The sequence below is a fragment of the Gaetbulibacter jejuensis genome, assembly GCF_039524015.1.
In the GTDB taxonomy this organism is placed as follows: domain Bacteria; phylum Bacteroidota; class Bacteroidia; order Flavobacteriales; family Flavobacteriaceae; genus Gaetbulibacter_B; species Gaetbulibacter_B jejuensis.
Genome location: NZ_BAAAGF010000005.1, coordinates 55,750 through 78,329, shown reverse-complemented (window position 1 = coordinate 78,329; position 22,580 = coordinate 55,750). Strand labels below are relative to the sequence as shown.

The 22,580-nt window shown below is 34.1% G+C and carries 25 protein-coding genes; 19 read left to right on the top strand and 6 right to left on the bottom strand.

The features are described 5' to 3' along the window. The first annotated feature begins 67 nt into the window (after positions 1–67). Positions 68–1,117 carry a tRNA preQ1(34) S-adenosylmethionine ribosyltransferase-isomerase QueA gene (gene queA / locus ABD011_RS14405; protein WP_343799377.1) on the top strand — a complete coding sequence of 350 codons (1,050 nt, stop codon included), beginning with the start codon at positions 68–70 and terminating at the stop codon, positions 1,115–1,117. An 84-nt stretch (positions 1,118–1,201) separates the two neighbouring features. Beyond that, on the top strand, positions 1,202–2,242 hold the full coding sequence (gene rlmN, locus ABD011_RS14400) for a dual-specificity RNA methyltransferase RlmN (RefSeq protein ID WP_129761068.1): 1,041 nt from the start codon (positions 1,202–1,204) through the stop codon (positions 2,240–2,242). Positions 2,243–2,298: 56 nt separating this feature from the next. On the opposite strand, the gene ABD011_RS14395 is transcribed toward rlmN, so the two are convergent. Continuing rightward, positions 2,299–3,456, bottom strand: coding sequence for a T9SS type A sorting domain-containing protein (locus tag ABD011_RS14395; protein WP_262733453.1), 1,158 nt, complete (start codon positions 3,454–3,456; stop codon positions 2,299–2,301). 157 nt (positions 3,457–3,613) lie between these two features. Between ABD011_RS14395 and ABD011_RS14390 the strand changes: the two genes are divergently transcribed. The 4 genes from ABD011_RS14390 to ABD011_RS14375 all read left to right on the top strand — a co-directional run bounded on the left by ABD011_RS14390 (position 3,614) and on the right by ABD011_RS14375 (position 7,123). Next, positions 3,614–4,591 (top strand): polyprenyl synthetase family protein, encoded by a 978-nt coding sequence (locus ABD011_RS14390; protein WP_343799374.1) that lies wholly within the window; start codon positions 3,614–3,616, stop codon positions 4,589–4,591. Positions 4,592–4,655: 64 nt separating this feature from the next. Further along, a complete protein-coding gene (locus tag ABD011_RS14385) occupies positions 4,656–5,231 on the top strand; it encodes an RNA polymerase sigma factor (protein ID WP_243832985.1) in 576 nt (191 codons plus the stop codon). Further along, positions 5,218–6,009: a hypothetical protein gene (locus ABD011_RS14380; protein ID WP_343799372.1), complete on the top strand. Its 792-nt coding sequence runs from the start codon at positions 5,218–5,220 to the stop codon at positions 6,007–6,009. The genes ABD011_RS14385 and ABD011_RS14380 overlap by 14 nt, the downstream gene beginning before the upstream one ends. 37 nt (positions 6,010–6,046) lie before the next feature. Continuing rightward, positions 6,047–7,123: a hypothetical protein gene (locus tag ABD011_RS14375; RefSeq protein WP_129761064.1), complete on the top strand. Its 1,077-nt coding sequence runs from the start codon at positions 6,047–6,049 to the stop codon at positions 7,121–7,123. A gap of 31 nt (positions 7,124–7,154) precedes the next feature. Here ABD011_RS14375 and ABD011_RS14370 read toward each other — a convergent pair whose 3' ends face one another. Together ABD011_RS14370 and ABD011_RS14365 are read right to left on the bottom strand one after the other, a co-directional pair. Next, the gene (locus tag ABD011_RS14370; protein WP_343799370.1) at positions 7,155–8,219 is read right to left on the bottom strand and encodes a hypothetical protein; all 1,065 of its coding nucleotides are present in this window, start codon (positions 8,217–8,219) and stop codon (positions 7,155–7,157) included. 160 nt (positions 8,220–8,379) lie between these two features. Continuing rightward, positions 8,380–9,261: a hypothetical protein gene (locus tag ABD011_RS14365; protein ID WP_343799368.1), complete on the bottom strand. Its 882-nt coding sequence runs from the start codon at positions 9,259–9,261 to the stop codon at positions 8,380–8,382. A 173-nt stretch (positions 9,262–9,434) separates the two neighbouring features. On the opposite strand from ABD011_RS14365, the gene dnaG reads away from it, so the two are divergent. Continuing rightward, the gene (dnaG, locus tag ABD011_RS14360; RefSeq protein ID WP_343799366.1) at positions 9,435–11,405 is read left to right on the top strand and encodes a DNA primase; all 1,971 of its coding nucleotides are present in this window, start codon (positions 9,435–9,437) and stop codon (positions 11,403–11,405) included. Here the strand turns inward: dnaG and ABD011_RS14355 are convergent. Both ABD011_RS14355 and nadE read right to left on the bottom strand, forming a co-directional pair. Next, a complete protein-coding gene (locus ABD011_RS14355; protein WP_129761061.1) occupies positions 11,402–12,031 on the bottom strand; it encodes a response regulator in 630 nt (209 codons plus the stop codon). The two genes, dnaG and ABD011_RS14355, sit on opposite strands and share 4 nt — an antisense overlap. A gap of 125 nt (positions 12,032–12,156) precedes the next feature. Next, positions 12,157–12,945 (bottom strand): NAD(+) synthase, encoded by a 789-nt coding sequence (gene nadE / locus ABD011_RS14350; RefSeq protein WP_343799364.1) that lies wholly within the window; start codon positions 12,943–12,945, stop codon positions 12,157–12,159. A gap of 92 nt (positions 12,946–13,037) precedes the next feature. Here nadE and gldB point away from each other — a divergent pair, with 92 nt between their 5' ends. From gldB to ABD011_RS14335, 3 genes are all read left to right on the top strand, one after another. Next, positions 13,038–13,997 carry a gliding motility lipoprotein GldB gene (gene gldB / locus ABD011_RS14345; RefSeq protein ID WP_343799362.1) on the top strand — a complete coding sequence of 320 codons (960 nt, stop codon included), beginning with the start codon at positions 13,038–13,040 and terminating at the stop codon, positions 13,995–13,997. After that, on the top strand, positions 13,997–14,332 hold the full coding sequence (gldC, locus tag ABD011_RS14340) for a gliding motility protein GldC (RefSeq protein ID WP_129761058.1): 336 nt from the start codon (positions 13,997–13,999) through the stop codon (positions 14,330–14,332). Before gldB ends, gldC begins: the two co-directional genes overlap by 1 nt. A gap of 143 nt (positions 14,333–14,475) precedes the next feature. After that, a complete protein-coding gene (locus ABD011_RS14335) occupies positions 14,476–15,090 on the top strand; it encodes a DUF4230 domain-containing protein (protein ID WP_343799359.1) in 615 nt (204 codons plus the stop codon). Here the strand turns inward: ABD011_RS14335 and ABD011_RS14330 are convergent. Beyond that, entirely contained in the window at positions 15,085–15,390 is a 306-nt protein-coding gene (locus tag ABD011_RS14330) for a rhodanese-like domain-containing protein (protein ID WP_343799357.1), read from the bottom strand. The two genes, ABD011_RS14335 and ABD011_RS14330, sit on opposite strands and share 6 nt — an antisense overlap. 47 nt (positions 15,391–15,437) lie before the next feature. On the opposite strand from ABD011_RS14330, the gene ABD011_RS14325 reads away from it, so the two are divergent. From ABD011_RS14325 to ABD011_RS14285, 9 genes are all read left to right on the top strand, one after another. After that, positions 15,438–16,016 (top strand): TetR/AcrR family transcriptional regulator, encoded by a 579-nt coding sequence (locus tag ABD011_RS14325; RefSeq protein WP_343799355.1) that lies wholly within the window; start codon positions 15,438–15,440, stop codon positions 16,014–16,016. A gap of 151 nt (positions 16,017–16,167) precedes the next feature. After that, positions 16,168–17,241, top strand: a complete 1,074-nt coding sequence (gene paaE, locus ABD011_RS14320; RefSeq protein WP_134200949.1) for a 1,2-phenylacetyl-CoA epoxidase subunit PaaE — start codon at positions 16,168–16,170, stop codon at positions 17,239–17,241. 95 nt (positions 17,242–17,336) lie between these two features. Continuing rightward, positions 17,337–18,293: a 1,2-phenylacetyl-CoA epoxidase subunit PaaA gene (gene paaA / locus ABD011_RS14315; RefSeq protein ID WP_343799353.1), complete on the top strand. Its 957-nt coding sequence runs from the start codon at positions 17,337–17,339 to the stop codon at positions 18,291–18,293. Positions 18,294–18,369: 76 nt separating this feature from the next. Then, positions 18,370–18,660 carry a 1,2-phenylacetyl-CoA epoxidase subunit PaaB gene (paaB, locus tag ABD011_RS14310; protein WP_343799352.1) on the top strand — a complete coding sequence of 97 codons (291 nt, stop codon included), beginning with the start codon at positions 18,370–18,372 and terminating at the stop codon, positions 18,658–18,660. Between the two features lie 98 nt (positions 18,661–18,758). After that, positions 18,759–19,514 carry a 1,2-phenylacetyl-CoA epoxidase subunit PaaC gene (gene paaC / locus ABD011_RS14305; protein ID WP_278006174.1) on the top strand — a complete coding sequence of 252 codons (756 nt, stop codon included), beginning with the start codon at positions 18,759–18,761 and terminating at the stop codon, positions 19,512–19,514. Between the two features lie 126 nt (positions 19,515–19,640). Next, positions 19,641–20,144 (top strand): 1,2-phenylacetyl-CoA epoxidase subunit PaaD, encoded by a 504-nt coding sequence (gene paaD / locus ABD011_RS14300; RefSeq protein WP_425545561.1) that lies wholly within the window; start codon positions 19,641–19,643, stop codon positions 20,142–20,144. 47 nt (positions 20,145–20,191) lie between these two features. Beyond that, positions 20,192–20,971, top strand: a complete 780-nt coding sequence (locus ABD011_RS14295; RefSeq protein ID WP_343799346.1) for an enoyl-CoA hydratase-related protein — start codon at positions 20,192–20,194, stop codon at positions 20,969–20,971. After that, complete coding sequence (locus ABD011_RS14290; protein ID WP_343799344.1) at positions 20,971–22,125, top strand: 3-hydroxyacyl-CoA dehydrogenase NAD-binding domain-containing protein; 1,155 nt, start codon at positions 20,971–20,973, stop codon at positions 22,123–22,125. The genes ABD011_RS14295 and ABD011_RS14290 overlap by 1 nt, the downstream gene beginning before the upstream one ends. After that, the gene (locus tag ABD011_RS14285) at positions 22,125–22,529 is read left to right on the top strand and encodes a PaaI family thioesterase (protein WP_343799342.1); all 405 of its coding nucleotides are present in this window, start codon (positions 22,125–22,127) and stop codon (positions 22,527–22,529) included. Before ABD011_RS14290 ends, ABD011_RS14285 begins: the two co-directional genes overlap by 1 nt. Positions 22,530–22,580: the final 51 nt, after the last annotated feature.

Below are 22,580 nucleotides of genomic sequence, written 5' to 3'. Positions count from 1 at the left end.
TTGAATTACTTGACAAACCCTATGTTGAGATTGTATATTTGCCACTTGCAAAAAATAAAATATTGAAATGAAATTATCGCACTTTAACTTTAAACTCCCAGAAGAATTACTAGCCGACAGACCATCTGACATTAGAGATGAGGCAAGATTAATGGTACTTAATAGAAAAGAACAAACAATTGAACACAAACTATTTAAGGACGTTATCGATTATTTTGATGAAGGAGATGTGATGATCTTAAACAATACAAAAGTGTTTCCAGCACGTTTGTATGGTAATAAAGAAAAAACAGGAGCAAGAATTGAAGTGTTTTTGTTAAGAGAGTTAAACGAAGAACAACGCCTTTGGGATGTTCTTGTTGATCCTGCTCGTAAAATAAGAATTGGAAACAAATTATACTTTGGTGATGACGATACTTTAGTAGCTGAAGTTATTGATAATACAACTTCTAGAGGTAGAACATTGCGTTTTCTTTACGACGGTTCATACAAAGAATTCAGAAATAAATTAACTGAGCTTGGTGAAACTCCATTACCAAAATACATTAAAAGAGAAGTAGAGCCAGAAGACGAAGAGCGTTACCAAACTATTTTCGCTAAAAACGAAGGTGCTGTAGCAGCTCCAACTGCTGGTCTTCACTTTTCAAAACACTTACTTAAGCGTTTAGAAATTAAAGGTGTTGAGTTGCCAGAAATTACACTTCATGTTGGTTTAGGCACATTTAATCCTGTTGAGGTAGAAGACCTTTCTAAACATAAAATGGATAGCGAAGAAATTTTTATTGGTCCTGATGCTGTAGAGACTATCAATAAAGGAATTTCAAACAAAAAACGTGTATGTGCTGTAGGTACAACATCTATGCGAGCTATTGAAAGTTCAGTATCGTCTAGTGGTACGCTTAATGAGTTTTCTGGATGGACAAATAAATTTATTTTCCCTCCTTACGATTTTAGTATTGCTAACTGTATGATTACTAATTTTCATACACCAAAATCAACATTATTAATGATGGTTTCTGCTTTTGCAGGTCATGATTTCATGAAAAAAGCTTACGAAGAAGCTGTTAAAGAAAAATACCGTTTCTATACTTATGGAGACGCCATGTTAATTCTTTAATATATTATATAAATCGATAATTATTAAAGCCTTACTAAATGTAAGGCTTTTTTATATGTAGCTTTTATTACTTTTGCAGTATCTATGGAGATTAAAAAGAAAGATATACGTGCGCTTACCAAAGAACAGCTTAGAGACTTTTTTGTAAAAGAAGGCGATAAAGCATTTCGAGGAAATCAGGTGTATGAGTGGCTTTGGAACAAAGGAGCTCATACATTTGAAGATATGACCAATATTTCCAAAGACACTAGAAATATGTTGGAGGATAACTTTGTTATCAATCATATTCAGGTGGATCAAATGCAACGTAGTAGTGATGGTACAGTTAAAAATGCTGTGCGTTTACACGACGGTTTGGTTGTGGAGTCGGTTCTTATTCCTACTAAAACAAGAACTACTGCATGTGTGTCTTCGCAAGTAGGTTGTAGTTTAGACTGTAGATTTTGTGCTACGGCTAGATTAAAGCGTATGCGAAACTTAAATCCTGATGAGATTTTTGATCAGGTCGTTGCTATTGATAATGAAAGCAGACTGTATTTTGATAGACCTTTGAGTAATATTGTATTTATGGGAATGGGAGAACCACTCATGAATTATAATAACGTACTAAAAGCAATTGATAAAATTACCTCTCCTGAAGGTTTAGGGATGTCTCCAAAGCGAATTACAGTTTCTACTTCAGGAGTTCCTAAGATGATTAAAAAAATGGCTGATGAAGAGGTGAAGTTTAAGCTAGCCGTTTCACTTCATTCAGCAATTGATGAGGTTCGTACTTCTATTATGCCGTTTAATGCAACATTTCCATTAAAAGATTTACGTGAAGCATTAGAGTATTGGTATGCTAAAACCAAAAATAGAATCACTTATGAGTATGTGGTTTGGGATGGTATTAATGACACTAAAAAAGATGTAGACGCACTTATTGAGTTTTGCAAATTTGCGCCAAGTAAAGTCAATTTAATTGAATACAACCCAATTGACGATGGTGAGTTTCAGCAAGCAGATAATAAAGCATTGCAAATGTATATTGATATGCTCGAAGCCAATAATATTACTGTTACAGTAAGGAGATCTAGAGGTAAGGATATTGATGCTGCATGTGGGCAATTAGCAAATAAAACATAAAAAAAAAAGAGCGACTTAATAGTCGCTCTTTTGATTTTTCATAAGGTTTTAAAACATTACTGCTTTAAGACTTTAATAGTTTTGGTGTTTCCGTTTATAGTAACTTTAGTTAAATAAATTCCGTCTTTTAAATCAGACATATTAATTGTTTCTCTATTTAAACTTAAGTTATTATTTATTACTTGTTGACCTAAGATGTTAAATATTTCAACATGTTCTAGAGGAGTGCTAGAAGATTCTAAAGTTAAAACGTCTGTGTCTTTGTTGTAGAAATGAGAGAAAGTATCGTTTGTAACTTCATCAATAGAAGCGGTAGGGTCAGCTTCGGTTGTGAAACTCCAAATTTCAGAAGCGGTTTCGCCACCAATATTTACAGCAATAATTTGCCAGTAATAAGTTGTGTCGAAAGAAATATTGTATATGAAATCTCCATTAGGGAAATTGTTAAATTCTTGTACAGGAGGGTTTTCTGTACCAAGAACTAGTCTGTAGCTAGTTGCTGGATCTCCAGTAGTAGGCTCTGTCCAAGAGAAATATATTTTGTTGGGATAATCAATGTCATCTTGTACAAGAGGAACATCAGTTGCTTCATCTGCAGGACTTGGTTCGATAACAGCATCAGGGGCTGAAACAGTTGGTTGTTGTACAACAACATTATCAAAACCCCACCACCAAGAGTAGTCTCCTACCCATCTAAACCTTACTTGGGCATTAGATACGCCAGCTAATTCTGTACTAACATCAATAATTTCACTTCCATAAAGGTATCCATCTGTTGCGGCGGCGGCATCATCATATGTTGCAACTGTTATCCAGCTAGATCCATTGTAAACTTCAACATAACCATAACCACTATATCCAGATAGGTAAAAGTGATTGTAGCTTAATTTGATAGTTGTTAATGTCGAACAGTCAAATGTAGGGCTTTCTAATGCTGCTTCTTCTGGGCCACCACCATAAGCATCGCTATTAAAAATGGCATAAGAGCCAGAAAAGCCAGCAGGATCATAGAGGTAGCTGTTTGGAGTTGTAAAACCAGCAGGAGTTTGACCTGTGTTTTCAAAGGTCCATACGTTTCCTCCTCCGTTTATATCATTATTAACCCAACCAGTAGGTACTGTAAGTCCGCCCTCAAAATCTTCAGATATTAATACCTGTCCAAAAATTATAGAGGAAGTGAAAAATAAAGTAAGTAATAAAGTAATTTTTTTCATAAGCTAGTATTTATATGATTAATAGAATTTTTAAAGCTACCAAATAATGAATAGTTATCCTACTCTTTTATGTTAAGAAAAACTAAAAAACACCTAAAATAGCATATCACAAGCTTTTTTAGTACGTTTGTTGTTATCAATTTTAGTAGCTTTTTAATTGAAAATTACAGAACAAATAAAACAACCTATCGCTTATGAAATGGATCTTTTCGAAGAAAAGTTCCGTTTGTCAATGTCTTCTAAGGTTGCATTACTCAACAGAATTACACACTACATTGTTAATAGAAAAGGGAAGCAAATGCGACCTATGTTTGTGTTTCTGGTAGCTAAAATGATTAAAAATGGCGAAGTTAGTGAGCGAACTTACAGAGGAGCTTCGGTAATTGAATTGATACACACAGCTACTTTAGTGCATGACGATGTTGTTGATGATAGTAATAGACGTAGAGGCTTCTTTTCTATAAATGCACTTTGGAAAAATAAAATTGCAGTACTTATAGGTGATTTTTTATTGTCTAAAGGATTGTTGCTGTCAATTGATAATAATGATTTTGATTTACTTAAAATTATTTCAGTAGCTGTTCGGGAAATGAGCGAAGGTGAGTTGCTCCAAATTGAAAAAGCGAGACAACTTGATATTACTGAAGATGTCTATTACGAGATTATCCGTCAAAAAACAGCAACACTTATTGCGGCTTGTTGCAGTTTAGGTGCAGCTTCGGTAAAACCAAATTCACCCGAAGTAGAAACCATGCGAAAATTTGGAGAGCTTATTGGGATGGCATTTCAAATTAAAGATGACTTGTTCGATTATGGAGATGAAGCTATCGGTAAGCCTACAGGAATCGATATTAAAGAGCAAAAAATGACTTTGCCACTCATTTATGTGCTTAACAATAGTTCAGATAAGGAAAGAAAATGGTTAATAAACTCCATTAAAAATCATAACAAAAACACAAAGCGTGTTAAAGAGGTTATAGCTTTTGTGAAAGCTAATGGAGGATTGGATTATGCAATTGATAAAATGAAACAGTTTCAAACAGAAGCACTTCAAATTCTTGATACATATCCAAAATCTGAATTTAAAGATTCACTAGAACTTATGGTGAATTACGTGATTGACAGAAAAAAATAATTTTTTTTTCATACTTCAGGCAACCATTTTAAAAAAACTTTCGTCTTTATAAATAGAAGACCTTATGAAAGCTATTTTGAAAGTTATTCAATTGCATAATAATAACACTGAGCTTATCAGTAAAGCTGCGAAAAACAATCGCGAAGCGCAACATGTGTTGTACGAAATACATGCGCCTAAAATGTTGAGTGTTTGTAGGTATTATATAAAAGATGTTCAAAAAGCGGAAGAGGTAATGCTAAATGGGTTTTTTAAAGCATTTACAAATTTAAAGAGCTTTAAAAATCTGGGAAGTTTTGAAGGTTGGCTGAGAAAAATAATGGTACGAGAAGCAATATCATTTTTAAGACAGCAAAAGCAAATTGAGTTTTCGGTTGAAGAGGTAACAATGCCTCACGATTATGCAAATAATATCAATACCGAAATTGAAATGGCTGAACTACAACAATTGATTGATGAATTGCCAGAAGGTTATAAAATGGTTTTTGTAATGTATGCTATAGAAGGTTATAAGCACCACGAAATTGCAGAACTATTAAATATATCAGAAGGAACATCAAAATCGCAACTCTTCAAAGCAAGACAAATGCTTCAAGAAAACATTAAAAAATTAAACACATCTAGTTATGGCACCAATTAAGTTTGAGGAAAATCTTAAGGAGAAGATTGAGGAGCGTACCATACAGCCATCTGAGGCAAGTTGGGATGTTTTGGCAAAACGTTTAGATAATCAAGATAAAAGAAAACCCAAAACAGTATATTTTTGGGTTGGTATTGCAGCAAGCATTGTAGGTGTTGCTTTAGTAACGACATTGTTTTTTAATAATTCAGAATTTGAAAACAGCACACCAGCAATTGTAGATACTGAAACTAAAGAAGAACAAGTAAAAGAAGAAGTTTTAAATCCTGTTGAAAGCAAAAAAGAAGAAAATACTGTTGCTGTAGAACAAGTTGAAGACATTAAAGCTTCAACTGAAAAAATAATTCCTAACCCAAAAAGTGGAGTAGTAGTACAAAAATCAACAAGAATTGTAAGTCCTAATACAACGGTTACAATTAAAGAAGCTGTGGCTGCAACCACTACTAACGAGCAAGAAAAAGTTAAGCACTTAGAGACTCCTTTGAACTCACTAGAGTTTGAAAAAGCTAAAATTAATGATGTAGTTGACGAAATAAAGAAGCTCAACCTCGAAGATGTTACAGTTAGTAATGCCGAAATTGATTCGCTTTTAAAACAAGCAGAACGAGAAATACTTAAAAACAGATTATACAACGAAACCACAAGAACGGTAAGTGCTGATGCTTTGCTTCAAGACGTTGAAGATGAGCTAGAGCAATCGTTTAGAGCAAAAGTATTTGATGCTCTTAAAAATAGTTTCGACACAGTAAAAACTGCAGTTGCTGAACGAAATCATTAACACTTAAAAAGAAACATTAATCACAAAACGAACAGTTATGAACACTATTACAAAATGCGTAGTGCTAGTAATCTTATGCCTAGTTGTAGGTAAAATGAACGCACAAGACACAATTCAAAAGTCTAAAAATCAGTTTAAAATTGAGAGCCTTGATGAGTTAAAGAAAAAAATTGAAGAAGAAGAACGCGAGTATCTTAAAAAAGAAGTTGAGGCTATAAATCTTCGATTGGAAAATGGCGAAATCACTCAAGAAAAAGCCGATGCGCTTAAAAAAGAAGTAGCCAAAAAGCGTGCGCTTAATATTGAAAATCGTATTGCAATTATAGATAACAAAATAGAGTTGCTAAAGCGTAATGAAATAGGTTATGATAATTTGGACGACGATAAAGGAGATTATTTCGGATTCAGTTTTGGAGGCGATGGCGAAAGCTTTGCAGGTTTTAGAATAAAGAACAGAAAAAAGTTTCGAAAATACGACAAACGCACAACTAGCGACCTTGTGTTTGCTGCAGGTTTTAACAACGCTATTGGTGACGGACAAAAAATAGGTGATGAATACGGTTTTATGAACTCAGGATTTGTAGAGTTAGGTTGGGCTTGGAAAACCAGAGTATTTAAAAACTCAAATGCCTTACGTTTAAAGTACGGATTCTCTTTTCAGTGGAACAAACTATCGCCAAAAGATGATAGGTACTTTGTGCAAAATGGTAACGTAACTACATTAGAGGAATTTCCGTATGAGTTAAAAGAGTCAGAGTTTAGAGTAACCAATTTGGTAGTGCCAGTGTATTTTGAGTTTGGTCCATCTAAAAAAATCGAAAAAGACGATTATTTCCGTTATTCAACACACAACAAATTTAAAATTGGTGTTGGTGCTTACGCAGGATTTAACATTGGTACGCAGCAAAAACTAAGATACAAGCAAGATGGAGATAGAGTAAAAGAAAAAATAAAGCGTAACTACAATACTTCCGATTTTGTATATGGTCTTGGCGCTTATGTTGGTTATGGCAGTATGGGATTGTATATGAAATACGATTTAAACCCTTTATTTAAAGACCAAGCGTTTGATCAACACAATTTATCAATGGGTTTACGCTTTGATTTAGATTAAAACAATTATTTGAGTTAGTAAAAAAGCCTCCTTAATTGGAGGCTTTGTTGTTTTTAAGAGCAACACTATGTCCTTCTGCTAATAAATAAATAGTATTAGGGTGATTTTTTTCAATACTCTCAACTACTTTTTTGGGGGTTAAATAAGACTCGTAATAGTAAAATACATTATTATGCATCTCATCTAACTTGGTATAAGTATAGTTGTAACTGTTCTTAATTTTTTGTGCTAAATCATCAAGATTATCAAAAATAATGGCGTTAACTTCATGTTTTAATTTGGGGACAAATAAGTTGGCATAATCACGCTGTAAAATAGGAATTGTACCAACTGACATTGCCTCGTTAATATTATGGCATAAAGCCATAACGTAACCAGGACAAGCTAAAAAGAAATGAAACTTTGAAAACGTTGGTCTTAATTCTTGCATAGGTAATGAAAAATCTTCACGTTTTATCAAAATGCATTTATGGTCTTCATCACTAGTTAAAAAAGATTTAAACTCATATGGTTTTTTGTAATTAGTTAGTAGTTTATGATTGTTTAAAAAATTGAAAATAGCTACTCTGCTTATAATATTTGTAGATGTTTTTTCAATTTGCTTATACCCTATAGCATCAAAATTTCCAATCATAAAAATTGAAGTTTTTCGCGGCACGTAGTTAATGTCGCTGTTCCATAATTGCCTATGGTACATAAGTGGATGTTGAGCTATTGGTATGTAATAAAAAGCACTATTCTCGTGTGCTGTTTCAATTTTTGAGAAGTAGTCTGCAGTTAAGTTGGTTGAGTTAATTTCAATACCATTAAATGACTTCGTTATGGTTTTAAAAACAACTTGTGCTTCATTACTTAATAATCCTAAATATTCTTTTGGATGATGTAAAAACCTAAACTGATTAAAGGTTTTTGGGAAAACAACAGTATAACCTTCAATAAGAAAAGCTTTAACAAGCGTATATAAATATCTATTATAAATTCTTGGGTCCGAAATGTTAAAATAAACCTGTTTAGATTGCTCAATAGCTTTTGGCTTGTAGAATATAAACTTTATAAAAGCAGTTAAAATATATATAACTTTTTTAAAAAACGACATTGAAGTTTTTTGTGGTTTCGTTTAACAGTTTCGGCTATGAGTAGTTGCGTGGTTTAGCACGAAACTTTGCAAGTACACACCAAACTGAAAATCCTCGCGGATTTTCAGAGAAGTAGGCGAGAACAAGCAATTACTTATAGCCATTGTTGTACACAGTTTTTTATTGATTAATATAGTAAACAACATCATCTTCGCCGTCTCTATATCTAAAAAGGTGCTGATTATTTGAGTATTCAAAGAAATAAGGATAAGTAAATTCTTGATTATGTATGTTGTTTTCGTTTTTTTCGATAACTTCAATCACGTTATTTTCCGACAAATATGCAGGACCAATAAAAGGCATAAAAACTGATGTTGCAATAAAAACATTCTTAAATGGATTTATATTATTGTCATAAGAATATCTATAAGTGTAATGTGTATTTGTTCCAATAGATTCTACTTTGATTACATTTGTAAATGAATCGTTATAAGTGAATTTTTGTACGCCAAAACTCGGTTCAACACCTCTACCTCTGTGGTCATTGTAAATTTCCTTTATTTTACCATTTGGATAATATCCAAAATAATTTTCTTCGACAAAAAAGTCATTATCCATAAAAATACTTTTCAACAATCCGTTGTCATTATAATTGAAAGTGTAAGTTTTAATTACTTCATATTCATTACAAACATTTTCTCTTGTTGAAACTACTTTATCAATTAGGTTATTTTCATTATATAAAAATTCATAGACGTTTTGTTCACAACCTTGATAATGTGGTAAATAAAATGTCATTTTTGACAATAAGTCTGTATTATTTACATATTCAAATTCCCACTTTCTGTATGTATTTCCATAACTCACTAATAAAATAGAAATTATTTGTCTATTCAGCTCTCCTTTGCAGAGTTCGTTTAAAATTATATTGGGTTCATCTAATTTAAACCCCAATTCAGCGTGCTCTAATGGACTATTATCAATTTCAATAGAATCATACCCATCATCTTTTTCGCAACTAAATAATGCAATCAGAATAATTAAAGTTAAGGTTTTTTTCATATGGTTCAGTTAAATTGTGTACAAAATAAAGATATGAATTGTTTTAATAATTTATATCGACAGTTAAACGAAGTTCGGTTTTTATTTTATAAAGTCAAGTTTTTACTCTCAGCTTAAATTTTTTAGACAAGGAGTTTTATAGTACATTTACAGTCTGCAAATTTTTTTCAACGTTGATATCAAAATCTACCATAGAACATGTCTTTGAAACCGCTCGTGTAGAGGAGGTTATTGGCGATTTTGTTACCTTAAAAAAATCAGGCACTAACTTTAAAGGGTTGAGTCCTTTTAGTGACGAGCGTACACCTAGCTTTATGGTGTCTCCAGTAAAACAAATCTGGAAAGATTTTAGTAGTGGTAAAGGTGGTAATGTGGTAACATTTTTGATGGAACACGAGCATTTTACTTATCCTGAGGCTATAAAATACTTAGCAAAAAAGTATAATATTGACGTTGAAGAAACCGAACAAACCAATGAGCAAAAAGAAGAAGCCAACGAAAGGGAAAGCATGTATTTGGTTAGCGAGTTTGCGAATGACTATTTTCAAAAAGTCATGTTTAAAACAGACCAAGGTCAAGCCATTGGATTAAGCTATTTTAAAGAGCGTGGGTTTACCAACGAAACCATTAAAAAGTTTCAATTAGGATACTCACCAGATGAGTGGCAAGCCTTTACTGACGAAGCTGTAAAAAAAGGCTATCAAATGGAATTCCTCGAAAAAACAGGACTTACCATTGTAAAGGACAATAAAACTTTCGACCGTTTTAAAGGTCGTGTGATGTTTCCTATACACAGTATGAGTGGTCGTGTTTTAGGGTTTGGAGGTAGAATACTCACTAACGATAAAAAAGCTGCAAAATACCTAAACTCGCCAGAGAGTACCATATATCATAAGAGTAAAGTGTTGTATGGTTTGTATCATGCAAAACAAAGTATTGCTAAAGAAGACAACTGCTTTTTGGTTGAAGGTTACACTGATGTCATTCAATTTCACCAGTCAGGAATAAAAAATGTAGTGGCTTCTTCTGGTACTGCGTTAACACCAGAGCAAATAAGGCTTATAAACCGATTAACCAAAAACATAACTGTGCTTTTTGATGGTGATGCAGCAGGTATAAGAGCATCGCTTCGAGGTATCGATTTAATCCTTGAACAAGGAATGAATGTAAGGGTTTGCACATTTCCTAATGGTGAAGATCCTGATAGTTTTGCAAAGCAAAATACTTATGAAGAGCTCAATACGTTTTTAAATGAAAATGCTAAGGACTTCATTCAGTTTAAAGCCTCAATTTTAGTTGAAGAAGCTAAAAATGATCCAATAAAAAAAGCTGAAACCATTAGAGATATTGTAAATAGTATCTCTAAAATTCCTGATAGTATTAAGCGAGAAGTTTATGTCCAGGAGTGTTCTAGAATTATGGATATTAGCGAAAATGTACTGTTTAGTACTTTGGCGCAAATAAGTAAAAAAGAACATCAGCAAGCCAATAAGGATTTCAAAAAGGAACAAAAAGCTTTTGAAGTTGTAAGACAAGAACAACCCAAACAAAAAATTGATATTCAATATGAGCTAGAACGTAAGATTATTGAAATTCTACTTTTGTATGGTAATGAAACCGAAGATTTTGAAGATTTGGTATTAAAGGAAGATGAAAACACCAATGAGTTAAAGCTAGAACCTGTAATTAATACTAGTAAAGTATTTGAGAAAATTTACCTCGATTTGCAGGAAGACGAAATGCAGTTTACTAACCCAAACTTTAAAAGTCTGTACTATACTTTAATTGATAATTTACATCAAAACCAAGACTTTTCAACACGCGATTTTGTGAGTAAACTTAGTCAGGATATGGCTAGTGAGGTCACAACTATTTTAATGAACGACGAGCGTTACAATCTTCATGATTGGGAAAGAAACCATATTGTACCTAAAGACAAAAATGAAACTATTGCGCAATTGGTGAGTCAAACCATTTTGAGTTTACGTTGTTATTTAATTGATAAAAAAGTAGCTGAATATAAAAACGATACCTTGCGAGAAGATGTCAATGTAAAAGGTGTGCTAGAAGATGTTAGGGATTATTTAGGGCTTAAAATGTTACTGTCTAGAAAACTTGGGAAAGTAGTAGGAGGTAAAATTTAAGTAAGCTCCAAATGTTTCGCTTGATGAATTAAATCTACAAGGTTGGTAACTTTCAATTTTTTAAAAAGACGTGCTTTATAGGTGCTAACCGTTTTTTCATTAATGTCCAATTCCATTGCAATTTCCTTATTCTTTTTACCTGAAGATAATAACTTTAAAACTTCAACTTCTCTTGTAGATAAACGCTTGTAGAGTCTGCTTGTGGTTTTTTTAGCTTCATCAAATGTAAGATGTTTAGCCATATTGTTGCTTAAGTAAATATCACCTTGATGCACTTTAAGAATAGCTTCTTTAAGAGTGTCAGTATCTACTGTTTTAGATACATAAGCCGATGCGCCTGCTTTAAGTACGCTTATAGCGTAAATTTCTTCAGGATGATGACTGTACATTATTACCTTAAGGTTTTGATGTTCTTTTTTTATGGCGCGTAACGCAGTTATACCATTAAGCTCAGGAAGGTCAATTTCTGAGATAATAACGTCAACAGGATAACGTCTTACAAATTCAAAAATCTCGATTCCACTTCCAACACCACCAATAACATCAATCTCATGACTGTGCTCAAAAAGTAATTTTAAGCCAGTTCTAATAATAGGATGATTGTCTACAACTAATACCTTTATCATAATGAGTTGAATTATAAATTCGTGTTAGAACTTAAGATGGTTAAGCTCTATAAGGGGAGATTTATGATATAAAAATAAGGAAAAAATTAACAACTTTAACATTTTTAAGGTTAAATCATTAAAAATTATTTTAAATTTTTAGGAATTTCGCAAACAGGAATCGGTGTCATTTTATGCATATTAGAAGAGTTAAATCTCATAAAGATTTCAAACACTTTTTGCTCACGACCTTCAAAATCAGCAATTGTTTTTCCTTCGTCTTTCATTTGCATTGCCCACTCTAGTTCTGGATAAGAAGCTCCTATTTGATCTTCATCACTTCTAGCATCACCAAAAAGTCCGTCGCTAGGAGCTGCATTCATTATAGATTCAGGTACTTGTAATAATTCACCTATTTTATAAACTTCCGATTTCATTAAATCAGCAATTGGGCTTAAATCAACACCTCCATCACCATACTTAGTGTAAAAGCCAACACCAAAATCTTCAACTTTATTTCCAGTTCCTGCAACCAAAAGTCCTAAAAGTCCAGCATGGTAATATAAAGTTGTCATTCTTAAACGAGCTCTGGTGTTTGCTAATGCCATGTCAACTGTAGCTTGTTTGCCTTCAAGAGAAACTTCGGTCTTAAACTCTTCAAATACAGGAGTAAGGTCTACTCTGGTGTCTTTTACATTAGAAAAACGTTGTTTTAGTTGTGCAATATGTTCTTGTGCGCGAGTTACATGGCTTTGCGCTTGGTGAATAGGCATTTCTACACACAAAACATCTAATCCTGTTTTTGCGCATAGCGTAGAAGTTACAGCAGAATCAATTCCGCCAGAAACACCTACAACAAATCCATTTACTTTTGCGTTTGTTGCATAATCCTTTAACCAATTTACAATGTGAGTGACAACTTTTTCTGTTTGCATTTTGTATACGATTTAATTCTAAGAATAGTACCTTTGCAAACAAAAATAAACTAATCGCATTAGTAATAAAAATAAACAAGGTTTAAGTTTTTATGAAGAAATTGATTTTACTTTTTGTGGGTTTTGCTTTTGTGTTTTCATGTGCAGATGAAAGCAAAGTTGAAAAAGAAATTGCTGCTATAGATATTGATGTTGTGGTAGAACGATTTGATAAAGCGTTTGCTAGTTCAAAACCCGAAGACTTACCTAAGCTAAAAGCGGCTTTTCCGTTTATGTTTTCAAAAACCGAAAACGATTCGGTCTTAACACATAGAATGTCTGATACTTTACAACAGCAGTTGTTTGTTGAGATTGATAAAGTGTTCAATAATTTTGCGTCTCAGGAACACGAAATCAAAAAGCTATTTCAGCATTTAAAGTATTACGACAAAACATTTTCAGCGCCAAGAGTGGTAACTTTTTCTGATTATGTAAGGTATAGAGACAAAGTGTATGTAACTGATACAATCGCTCTGGTGGCTCTTGATACTTATTTGGGAGCTGACCACGAATTTTATGGTGGAATTCCAAAATACATTTCAGAAAACATGAAGCCTTCTCAAATCACACCAGATTTGGCTGCTGCTTATGCTGACAGGTATATTTATCAATCACAAAGAAAAACCTTACTAGACGAAATGATTTATTTTGGTAAGACATTGTATTTTATGGATAAGATAATTCCGTTTAAAACTGATGCTGAAAAAATTGGTTACACCAAAGAGCAACTAGAGTGGGCAATTTCTAATGAAGACCAAATTTGGAGGTATTTTATTTCAAAGGAATTATTGTATAATACCGATTCTAGCTTGCCTGCAAGATTTACTGCTCCAGCGCCTTTTACAAAGTTTTATCTAGAACTAGATACTGAGTCTCCTGGTAAATTAGGGCAATTTATAGGTTGGCAAATTGTAAAATCCTACATGGAGAATAATAACGATGACTTCATGGATATGCTGCAAAAAGATGCAGTTGAAATTTTTAATAATGCAAAATATAAACCGAACAGATAATGAGTGAAAATAAAAAATCAACTATAGAGTTAAATGTTGAATTAGACGAAAATCACATTCCTGAAACGCTACGATGGACTGCTAAGGATGGAGGTGTTGAAAACGAAGAGGCAAAAGCAATGTTGCTATCGGTTTGGGATAGTAAAGCTCAAGAAACACTAAGAATTGATTTGTGGACTAAAGACATGCCTGTTGATGAGATGAAAGTCTTTTTTCATCAAACCTTAGTTGCTATGAGTGATACTTTTAATAGAGCAACTCAAGATGAAAAAATGACAGCAACAATGAAAGATTTTTGTGATTATTTTGCTGAAAAATTAGAGCTTAAAAAGTAAATTTAATACTACTTTAATCTTTTTATAACTTAAGAAAATAAGTTAATAGTTATGTTTGTAATGCTATTAATCTATTAAGGTATTTAAAGCATTGGTTAGGCTTCAATGTCGAAGCAACCAGTGCTTTTTTGTATTTTAGAGGTATGAGAAAAATTTTATTTGGAGTCATAATCACGCTTATTGTTCTTTTTACCTTTAAGTATTGTGGTGATAAAAAAGAAGAGCAAATAATCCTAAAGGAAAATTCAGCTTTAATACAAGAGCAGTTAAAAAACGTCAGTAAACTGGTGGTAACCGAAGGTCATTTTAGCGAAGTGTTTTCTTATGAAAATTCCAAGCGTATGTTTGGCGATTTAATTGAAGTTGAAAAGAAAGCTTTGGTAGTTGTAAATGCTGATGTAACTATAGCTTACGACTTGTCTAAAATTGAATATAATATTGACGAGACTACAAAAACACTTCAAATATTAACTATCCCAAAAGAAGAAATAAAAATCAACCCAGATTTCGAATACTACGATATACAAGCTGATTATCTCAATCCATTTGAAGCAAAAGACTATAACGAAATTAAAAAAACAGTACGCGAACAATTAATGAAGAAAATTGAAGCTTCCGATTTAAAGTCTAATGCACAAAACAGATTGCTAAGCGAACTTTCGAAGTTTTATATTTTAACTAACTCTTTAGGTTGGGCTTTAGAGTATAATCAAGCACCAATTGAAAGTTTAGAAGTCTTCAATAATCTTAAATTATAGCTTGCTTTTCAAAGAAACCCAACCACCTCCATTTATAGCGTCAATGTTATTGAGGTTTAAAAATTTTGCTGCCTTAGCAGAACGAACACCACTTTCGCAACAAACAACAAGGGGTTTGTTTAGAGCTTTTAATTCATCAACGTGATTTTTTAAGTTGTCTAAAGGTATGTGTCTGGAGCCTTCAATATGACCATTGTCCCATTCACGTTGCGTTCTCACGTCTAGTATTTCGGCACCATTCTTCATGTAAAAGTCAACTTGTCTTTTTTTTGCGCCAAAAATAAAATCCAAAAATCCCATAGTTTTTCTTTTTGTATAAATTTACGGTTAAATATTAACTTTTGAAATTGAAAAACGAAACTCGTAAAGACGAAATCATAAAAACTGCAGCTAAACTATTTAAAGAAAAAGGATATAGTGCTGTAACTATGCGCGATTTGGCTACAGAAATGGGTATGAAAGCGGCAAGTCTTTATAATCATATAAATTCTAAGCAACAAATTCTGAAAGAGATAATAATTTCCTTGGCAGAAGAATTTACTACTGGATTGCAGGAAATCCAAAAATCCAATAAGTCAAATATCGAAAAGCTTAGAGATATTGTTAAACTGCATGTTAATATTACCTCTCATAATACCTATGGAATGGCTTCTCTTAATAACGATTGGATGCATCTTGAAGAAAAATTAGAGTATTACTTGCAACTGCGTTCTAATTATGAAGATGAATTCAGAAATATTATTCAACAAGGCATCAAAAAGGAAGAGATAATAAATGAAAATATCGAAGTCATGCTCTTTTCAATTTTATCAACACTGCGTTCTCTCTACCTATGGATTCCTAAAAAAGAAGACTTAAACACTGAAGAGTTGTCTCAACAATTAAGTGAAGTGTTAATTAACGGTATTAACAAAAAAATCGATTAATTTTTGTAAATTTGTCTGGTAAACTAACAAGCGTTAGTTTTGAGATCAGGACTCGAAATCGTTTTCGGGTGATTGTGTAAAACAGACCTTAATTAAAGATAAAATAAATTCTTCCCTTTTGGGGAAGATGTCCGAAGGACAGAAGGGGCTTATGGCAGATTTTCATAAATTAAGAATAAAAGATATTTACAAGGAAACAAAAGACACATCAGTTGTAACTTTTGATATTCCTGAAGCATTGCAAGACGAATTTAAATTCTCGCAAGGGCAACATTTAACGCTTAAGGCATTAATTAATGGCGAAGATGTACGCCGTTCATATTCGCTATGTTCTAGTCCATTTGATAACGAATGGAAAGTGGCAGTCAAAGAAATTCCAGGAGGGAAGTTTTCAACCTTTGTCAATAGCACATTAAAAGCAGGAGACGAGCTAGATGTTATGGCACCTAGCGGAACATTTGGCGTAGATTGTAATGCAGACAATGCTAAAAACTATTTGTTTTTTGCAGCAGGAAGTGGTGTTACGCCAATTCTTTCAATGATTAAAGCGCATTTGGCAGCAGAGCCAAACTCAACTTGTAAGTTGTTTTATGTCAATAGAACAGCAAAATCCATTATCTTTAAGGAAGAGTTAGAGCAATTAAGAAATGCCTATTTCGGTCGTTTAGAAATCTATTATTTCCTAACCAAAGAAAAGCGAGATATTGAGTTGTTCAATGGTCGTTTTGATGATGAGAAAATGAAAGTTCTCACCAAAACATTCATTGATATTCCAGATACAAGCGAAGTGTTTTTGTGTGGGCCAGAAGATATGGTCAATTACGTGAGTAATTATCTGGCTGAAGCCGGTTTGCCAAAAGATTTAATTCATTTCGAATTATTTGTAAAAGGCCTAACCGAAGAAGATAAAAAACGTGTTGAGCGTTTATCAGAACAAAAAATTGATGGTGTCGAAGTTGTTATTATCGATGGCGGAAAAGAATTCCGTTTCACAATGCAGCAAGACGATGATAATATTTTAGATGGCGCACTAACTGCCGGAGCAGATTTGCCATTTGCATGCAAAGGGGGCGTTTGCAGTACCTGTAAGTGCCAAGTAATGGAAGGCGAAGTTGAAATGAAAATCAACTACGCATTAGAAGAAGATGAAGTCGCACAAAACTATGTGTTAAGTTGTCAAGCCGTTCCAACTACTAAAAAAGTGGTGGTCGATTTCGACGTGTAAAATTCCTGCGAAAGCAGGAATCTCATAATATTGAAAAAGAAAAATTAAGTTTCACTAGCTAACAGCAAAATGCTAATAGCCAAAAGCTAAAAGAAATGAGTGAAGAACAAATAAAAAGCCTAGAAGAGCAATTTGAAGCGCGTATCGCTCGCGACGAAAAAATTGAACCGAAAGACTGGATGCCAGAAAAATATCGCCAAACGCATATTAGGCAAATTAGTCAGCATGCACATTCCGAAATTGTAGGAATGTTGCCAGAAGGTAACTGGATTACTCGTGCGCCATCCTTACGTCGTAAAGTAGCCTTATTGGCAAAAGTACAAGACGAAGCTGGTCACGGATTATACCTATATAGTGCTTGCGAAACATTAGGAATCTCGCGAGACGAGTTATATGAGCAATTGCATTCAGGTAAAGCAAAATATTCTTCCATATTCAATTATCCAACAGTAACTTGGGCAGATATGGGAGCTATCGGTTGGTTGGTAGATGGTGCAGCCATTATCAATCAAGTGCCACTTTGTAGCACCTCTTTCGGACCTTATGCAAGAGCAATGGTACGCGTGTGTAAAGAAGAAAGTTTTCACCAGCGCCAAGGTTACGAAATTATGCTAAAGCTTTGTAATGGAACACCAGAACAAAAGGAAATGGCGCAAGATGCACTCAACCGTTGGTGGTGGCCAAGTTTAATGATGTTAGGTCCAACTGATGATATGTCTGTTCATACCGAACAATCAATGAAATGGAAACTGAAGCGAAAAACCAATGACGAGTTGCGTCAGCAGTTTATTGATCAAACCGTGCCACAAGCTGATATTTTAGGATTAACAATTCCAGACCCAGATTTAAAATGGAATGAAGAGCGTCAGAGCTACGATTTCGGTGAGATTGATTGGGATGAATTCTGGCAAGTTGTTAAAGGTCACGGACCAATGAACAAAGCAAGAATGAAAGCAAGAGTTGGTGCTTGGGAACGTGGCGAATGGGTTAGAGACGCAGCTATGGCTCATGCAGAAAAACAACAAGAAAGAAAAAACAAACAAGTAGTATAATCAGAAGGTTAGACTCGAGAAATGAGAAATGAGAGAAGTACTCTGATAAAGTCTAACATCTAATATCTAATATCTAATGTCTAATAAAAAGAACTGGCCACTTTGGGAGGTTTTCGTAAGAAGTAAAAACGGATTAGAACATCGTCATTTCGGAAGTCTTCATGCAGCAGATGCAGAAATGGCTTTAGAAAATGCAAGGGACGTTTACACAAGACGTAACGAAGGTGTAAGCATTTGGATTGTAGAAAGTAAGCATATTACAGCATCAAATCCAGAGCATAATGGCGAATTATTTGAACCAGCACAAGACAAGGTGTATCGTCATCCAACATTTTATGATTTACCAGACGACGTAAAACATATGTAACAAAGCAAGGCTTTGTCATCCTGAACTCGTTTCAGGATCTCTTTATTTATGTTAAATGTCACCTTGAGCGCAGTCGAAAGGTCTCAATTTGATTAAAAATGAAAAATGAAAACTTATACAACTACATCCTAGGTATCGCAGACAACAGCCTAATTCTCGGTCAGAGATTAGGAGAGCTTTGCGGTCACGGACCAAGTTTAGAAACCGATATCGCGTGCACCAATATGTCGTTAGATTTATTAGGGCAAGTACGTAGTTATTATCAATATGCAACAAAAATTGCCGGAGATGGCAGAACAGAAGATGATATCGCGATGCTTCGTAAAGAACGCGAGTACTTCAATGTGTTATTGGTAGAGCAACCAAATACCGATTTTGGGTACACAATGGCAAGACAATTCTTATTCGATGTATATCATTTTTTAATGCTAACCGAATTAGAAAAAAGTACCGATTTAAACTTATCAGCTATCGCAAAAAAATCCATCAAAGAAGTGAGTTACCATAAGCGTTTCTCATCCGATTGGATTAAGCGGTTAGGAGATGGTACTGAAGAAAGTCATAGTCGTATTCAAACAGCAATAAATGATTTATGGACGTATACCGATGAATTATTTCATCAAACCGAAGCTGATAAAGCTATGGTTGCTGAAGGCGTTGGAGTAGATGTCACTAAATTAAAAGATGCCTATTACGAAGAAGTAAATGCAGTTTTAGAAGAAGCGACGTTAAGCGTTCCAGAAAGCAAATACTTTCAAAAAGGAGGAAAGCAAGGCATTCATACCGAACATATGGGTTACTTGCTAGCCGATTTACAATATATGCAACGCACCTATCCAAATATGGAATGGTAACAAATTCCTGCGAAAGCAGGAATCTTAAATTGAAATCGAAACTGAAGACGAAGTCGAAGAAGAGAGTATCAATATTGTAATTTTAATTGTCCCCTTGAGGGGACTTTAGGGGTGTTTTAAGATTTAATTTTGACAAAAGACAAATTACAAATAGACCAAAAGTTATATAAAATACTGGAAAGTGTAAGCGACCCAGAAATCCCAGTATTATCCATTATGGATATGGGAGTTGTGCGTTCTGCTGTTATCGAAAATGATATTGTAAAAATCGAAATCACACCAACCTACAGCGGCTGTCCTGCAATGGATGTTATCGGAGATGATATCAAACGCGCAATGCAAAAAGCAGGTTATACCGCTGAAGTAGATTTGATTTTACATCCAGCTTGGACAACCGATTGGATTACACCAAGAGGCAGAAAAGCACTCGAAGATTACGGTATCGCAGCACCATTAGATGAAGAAGCCGACAAGTCCGTGTTACTGGAAGGAAAACAATTAGTAAAATGTCCGCAATGCGGAAGCACAAATACTAAAATGATAAGTCAATTTGGTTCAACAGCTTGTAAAGCACAATTCCAGTGCAACGACTGCCAAGAACCATTTGATTATTTTAAATGTTTGAAGTGATTTGTCATTCCGCACTTGATGCGGAATCCAAAATAAAAGAAAAAAATATGGAAAGCATTCAGCTTAAAATAAAAAACAACATAGCCTATATCACACTAAACCGACCAGAAGTTTTTAATAGCTTTAATCGAGAAATGGCATTAAATCTACAGCAAGTTTTTGACGATTGCGAAAGTAATTCTGAAGTAAGAGCAATCGTGCTAACCGGAAACGGAAAAGCATTTTGCGCAGGTCAAGACTTAAAAGAAGTAACAAGTCCGGAATTAAACCCAGGATTCAAGAAAATTCTAGAAGAGCATTACAATCCAATTATCACCAGAATTAGAAACATTAAAAAACCAATCATTGGTGCGATAAATGGTGTGGCAGCAGGAGCAGGAGCAAACATCGCATTGGCTTGTGATATTGTTGTGGCTCACGAAAAAGTAAGTTTCATTCAAGCGTTTAGCTTAATAGGTTTAATACCAGACAGCGCAGGAACCTTTTTTTTACCTCGCTTAATAGGTTTTCAAAAAGCATCAGCATTAGCGATGTTAGGTGATAAAGTGTCTGCCGATGAAGCCGAAAAAATGGGAATGATATACAAAGTGTTGCCATTAGAAAGTTTTGAAGAAGACGTGAATAAATTAGCATTGAAACTCGCTAATATGCCAACATTAGCTTTAGGGAAAATTAAGGAAGCCTTTAATCAATCCTTAACCAATAATTTGGAAGAGCAATTAGCATTAGAATCAAAATTACAAATAGAAGCAGCTCAAACGGAAGATTACGAAGAAGGTGTTTCAGCTTTTGTAGAAAAACGTAAACCAACTTTTAAAGGAAAATAATGAACGTAGGAATAATCGGTTCAGGAACAATGGGAAGCGGTATCGCTCAAGTAGCGGCAACTGCAGGTTGTTCTGTGAAATTATACGATACCAACCAAGCGGCTTTAGACAAAGCTAAAGCAAGCCTTGAAAAAATATTAAATAGACTCATTGAAAAAGGTCGAATAGATGCCGAAGAAAAAAACAGAATTCAGTCAAATATAACGTATGTCGATAGTCTAAAAGCATTAGCAGATTCAAATATTACGATTGAAGCTATCGTAGAAAATATCGATATCAAGAAGAAAGTTTTTTCAGAATTGGAAAGCTATGTTGCGGATGATTGTATTGTAGCATCAAACACATCGAGTTTATCCATAGCATCCATAGCATCATCATTACAAAAACCAAAACGTTGCATCGGTATACACTTTTTCAACCCAGCACCATTAATGAAATTGGTTGAGGTTATTCCAGCAGTGCAAACCTCAAAAGCGGTTTTAGACAAATCGGTTGAAACCATAAAAAGTTGGAAAAAAACAGTAGCTGTTGCCAAGGATACACCTGGTTTTATCGTAAACCGCGTAGCGCGACCATTTTATGGAGAAGCGTTAAGAATTTACGAAGAAGGTATCGCTGATTTTGAAACCATTGACCATAGTTTAAAAACATTGGGAGGTTTCAGAATGGGACCATTCGAATTAATGGATTTTATTGGCAATGATGTCAATTACACAGTAACGGAAACCGTATTTACAGCCTTTTATTTCGACCCAAGATACAAGCCAAGTTTCACACAAAAGCGTTTAAGTGAAGCAGGCTATTTAGGAAGAAAAACAGGAAAAGGTTACTATGATTATTCTGAAGGAGCTGTAAAGCAAGAACCAAAAGAAGATAGCGAATTAGCAAAAAACATTTTCGACCGTGTTCTAGTAATGTTAATCAACGAAGCAGCAGACGCTTTGTTTTTAAACATCGCATCAGCAGAAGATATAGACAACGCTATGACTAAAGGTGTTAACTATCCAAAAGGATTATTAGCCTGGGCAGATGAAAAAGGCATTGATTGGTGTGTAACAAAATTAGATGAATTGTACAATGAGTATCACGAAGACCGCTACCGTTGTAGTCCGTTGTTGCGTAAAATGAATAAAGAAAATAAAACATTCTTTTAATGCAAGGAGAACAAATTCCACATAAAATGTTAAGTCAAGATGCATTCAGCACTTGGTTAGGCATCGAAATCCTAGAATGCGAAATCGGTCGTTGTCGCGTGGCAATGACGGTTCGCAAGGAAATGCTTAATAGTATGGGAAAAGCACACGGTGGAATCAGTTATGCATTGGCAGATACCGCTTTTGGTTTTGCGGCAAATACACACGGAAAATTTGCTGTGTCTATAGAAACCAGCATCAACCATATAGAAGCATTAAATGAAGGAGATTATTTAGTCGCTGAATCTGTGATAGAAAACGTAAAAAACAGACTCGGATTTAATATCGTAGAAGTAAAACGAGGAGATGAACTGGTAGCACTTTTTAAAGGTGTTGTTTATCGCACTCAAAAAGATTGGGAGTAAAAAAGACTTGTCATCCTGAACTTGATTCAGGATCTAAAAAAAGAATAGAGA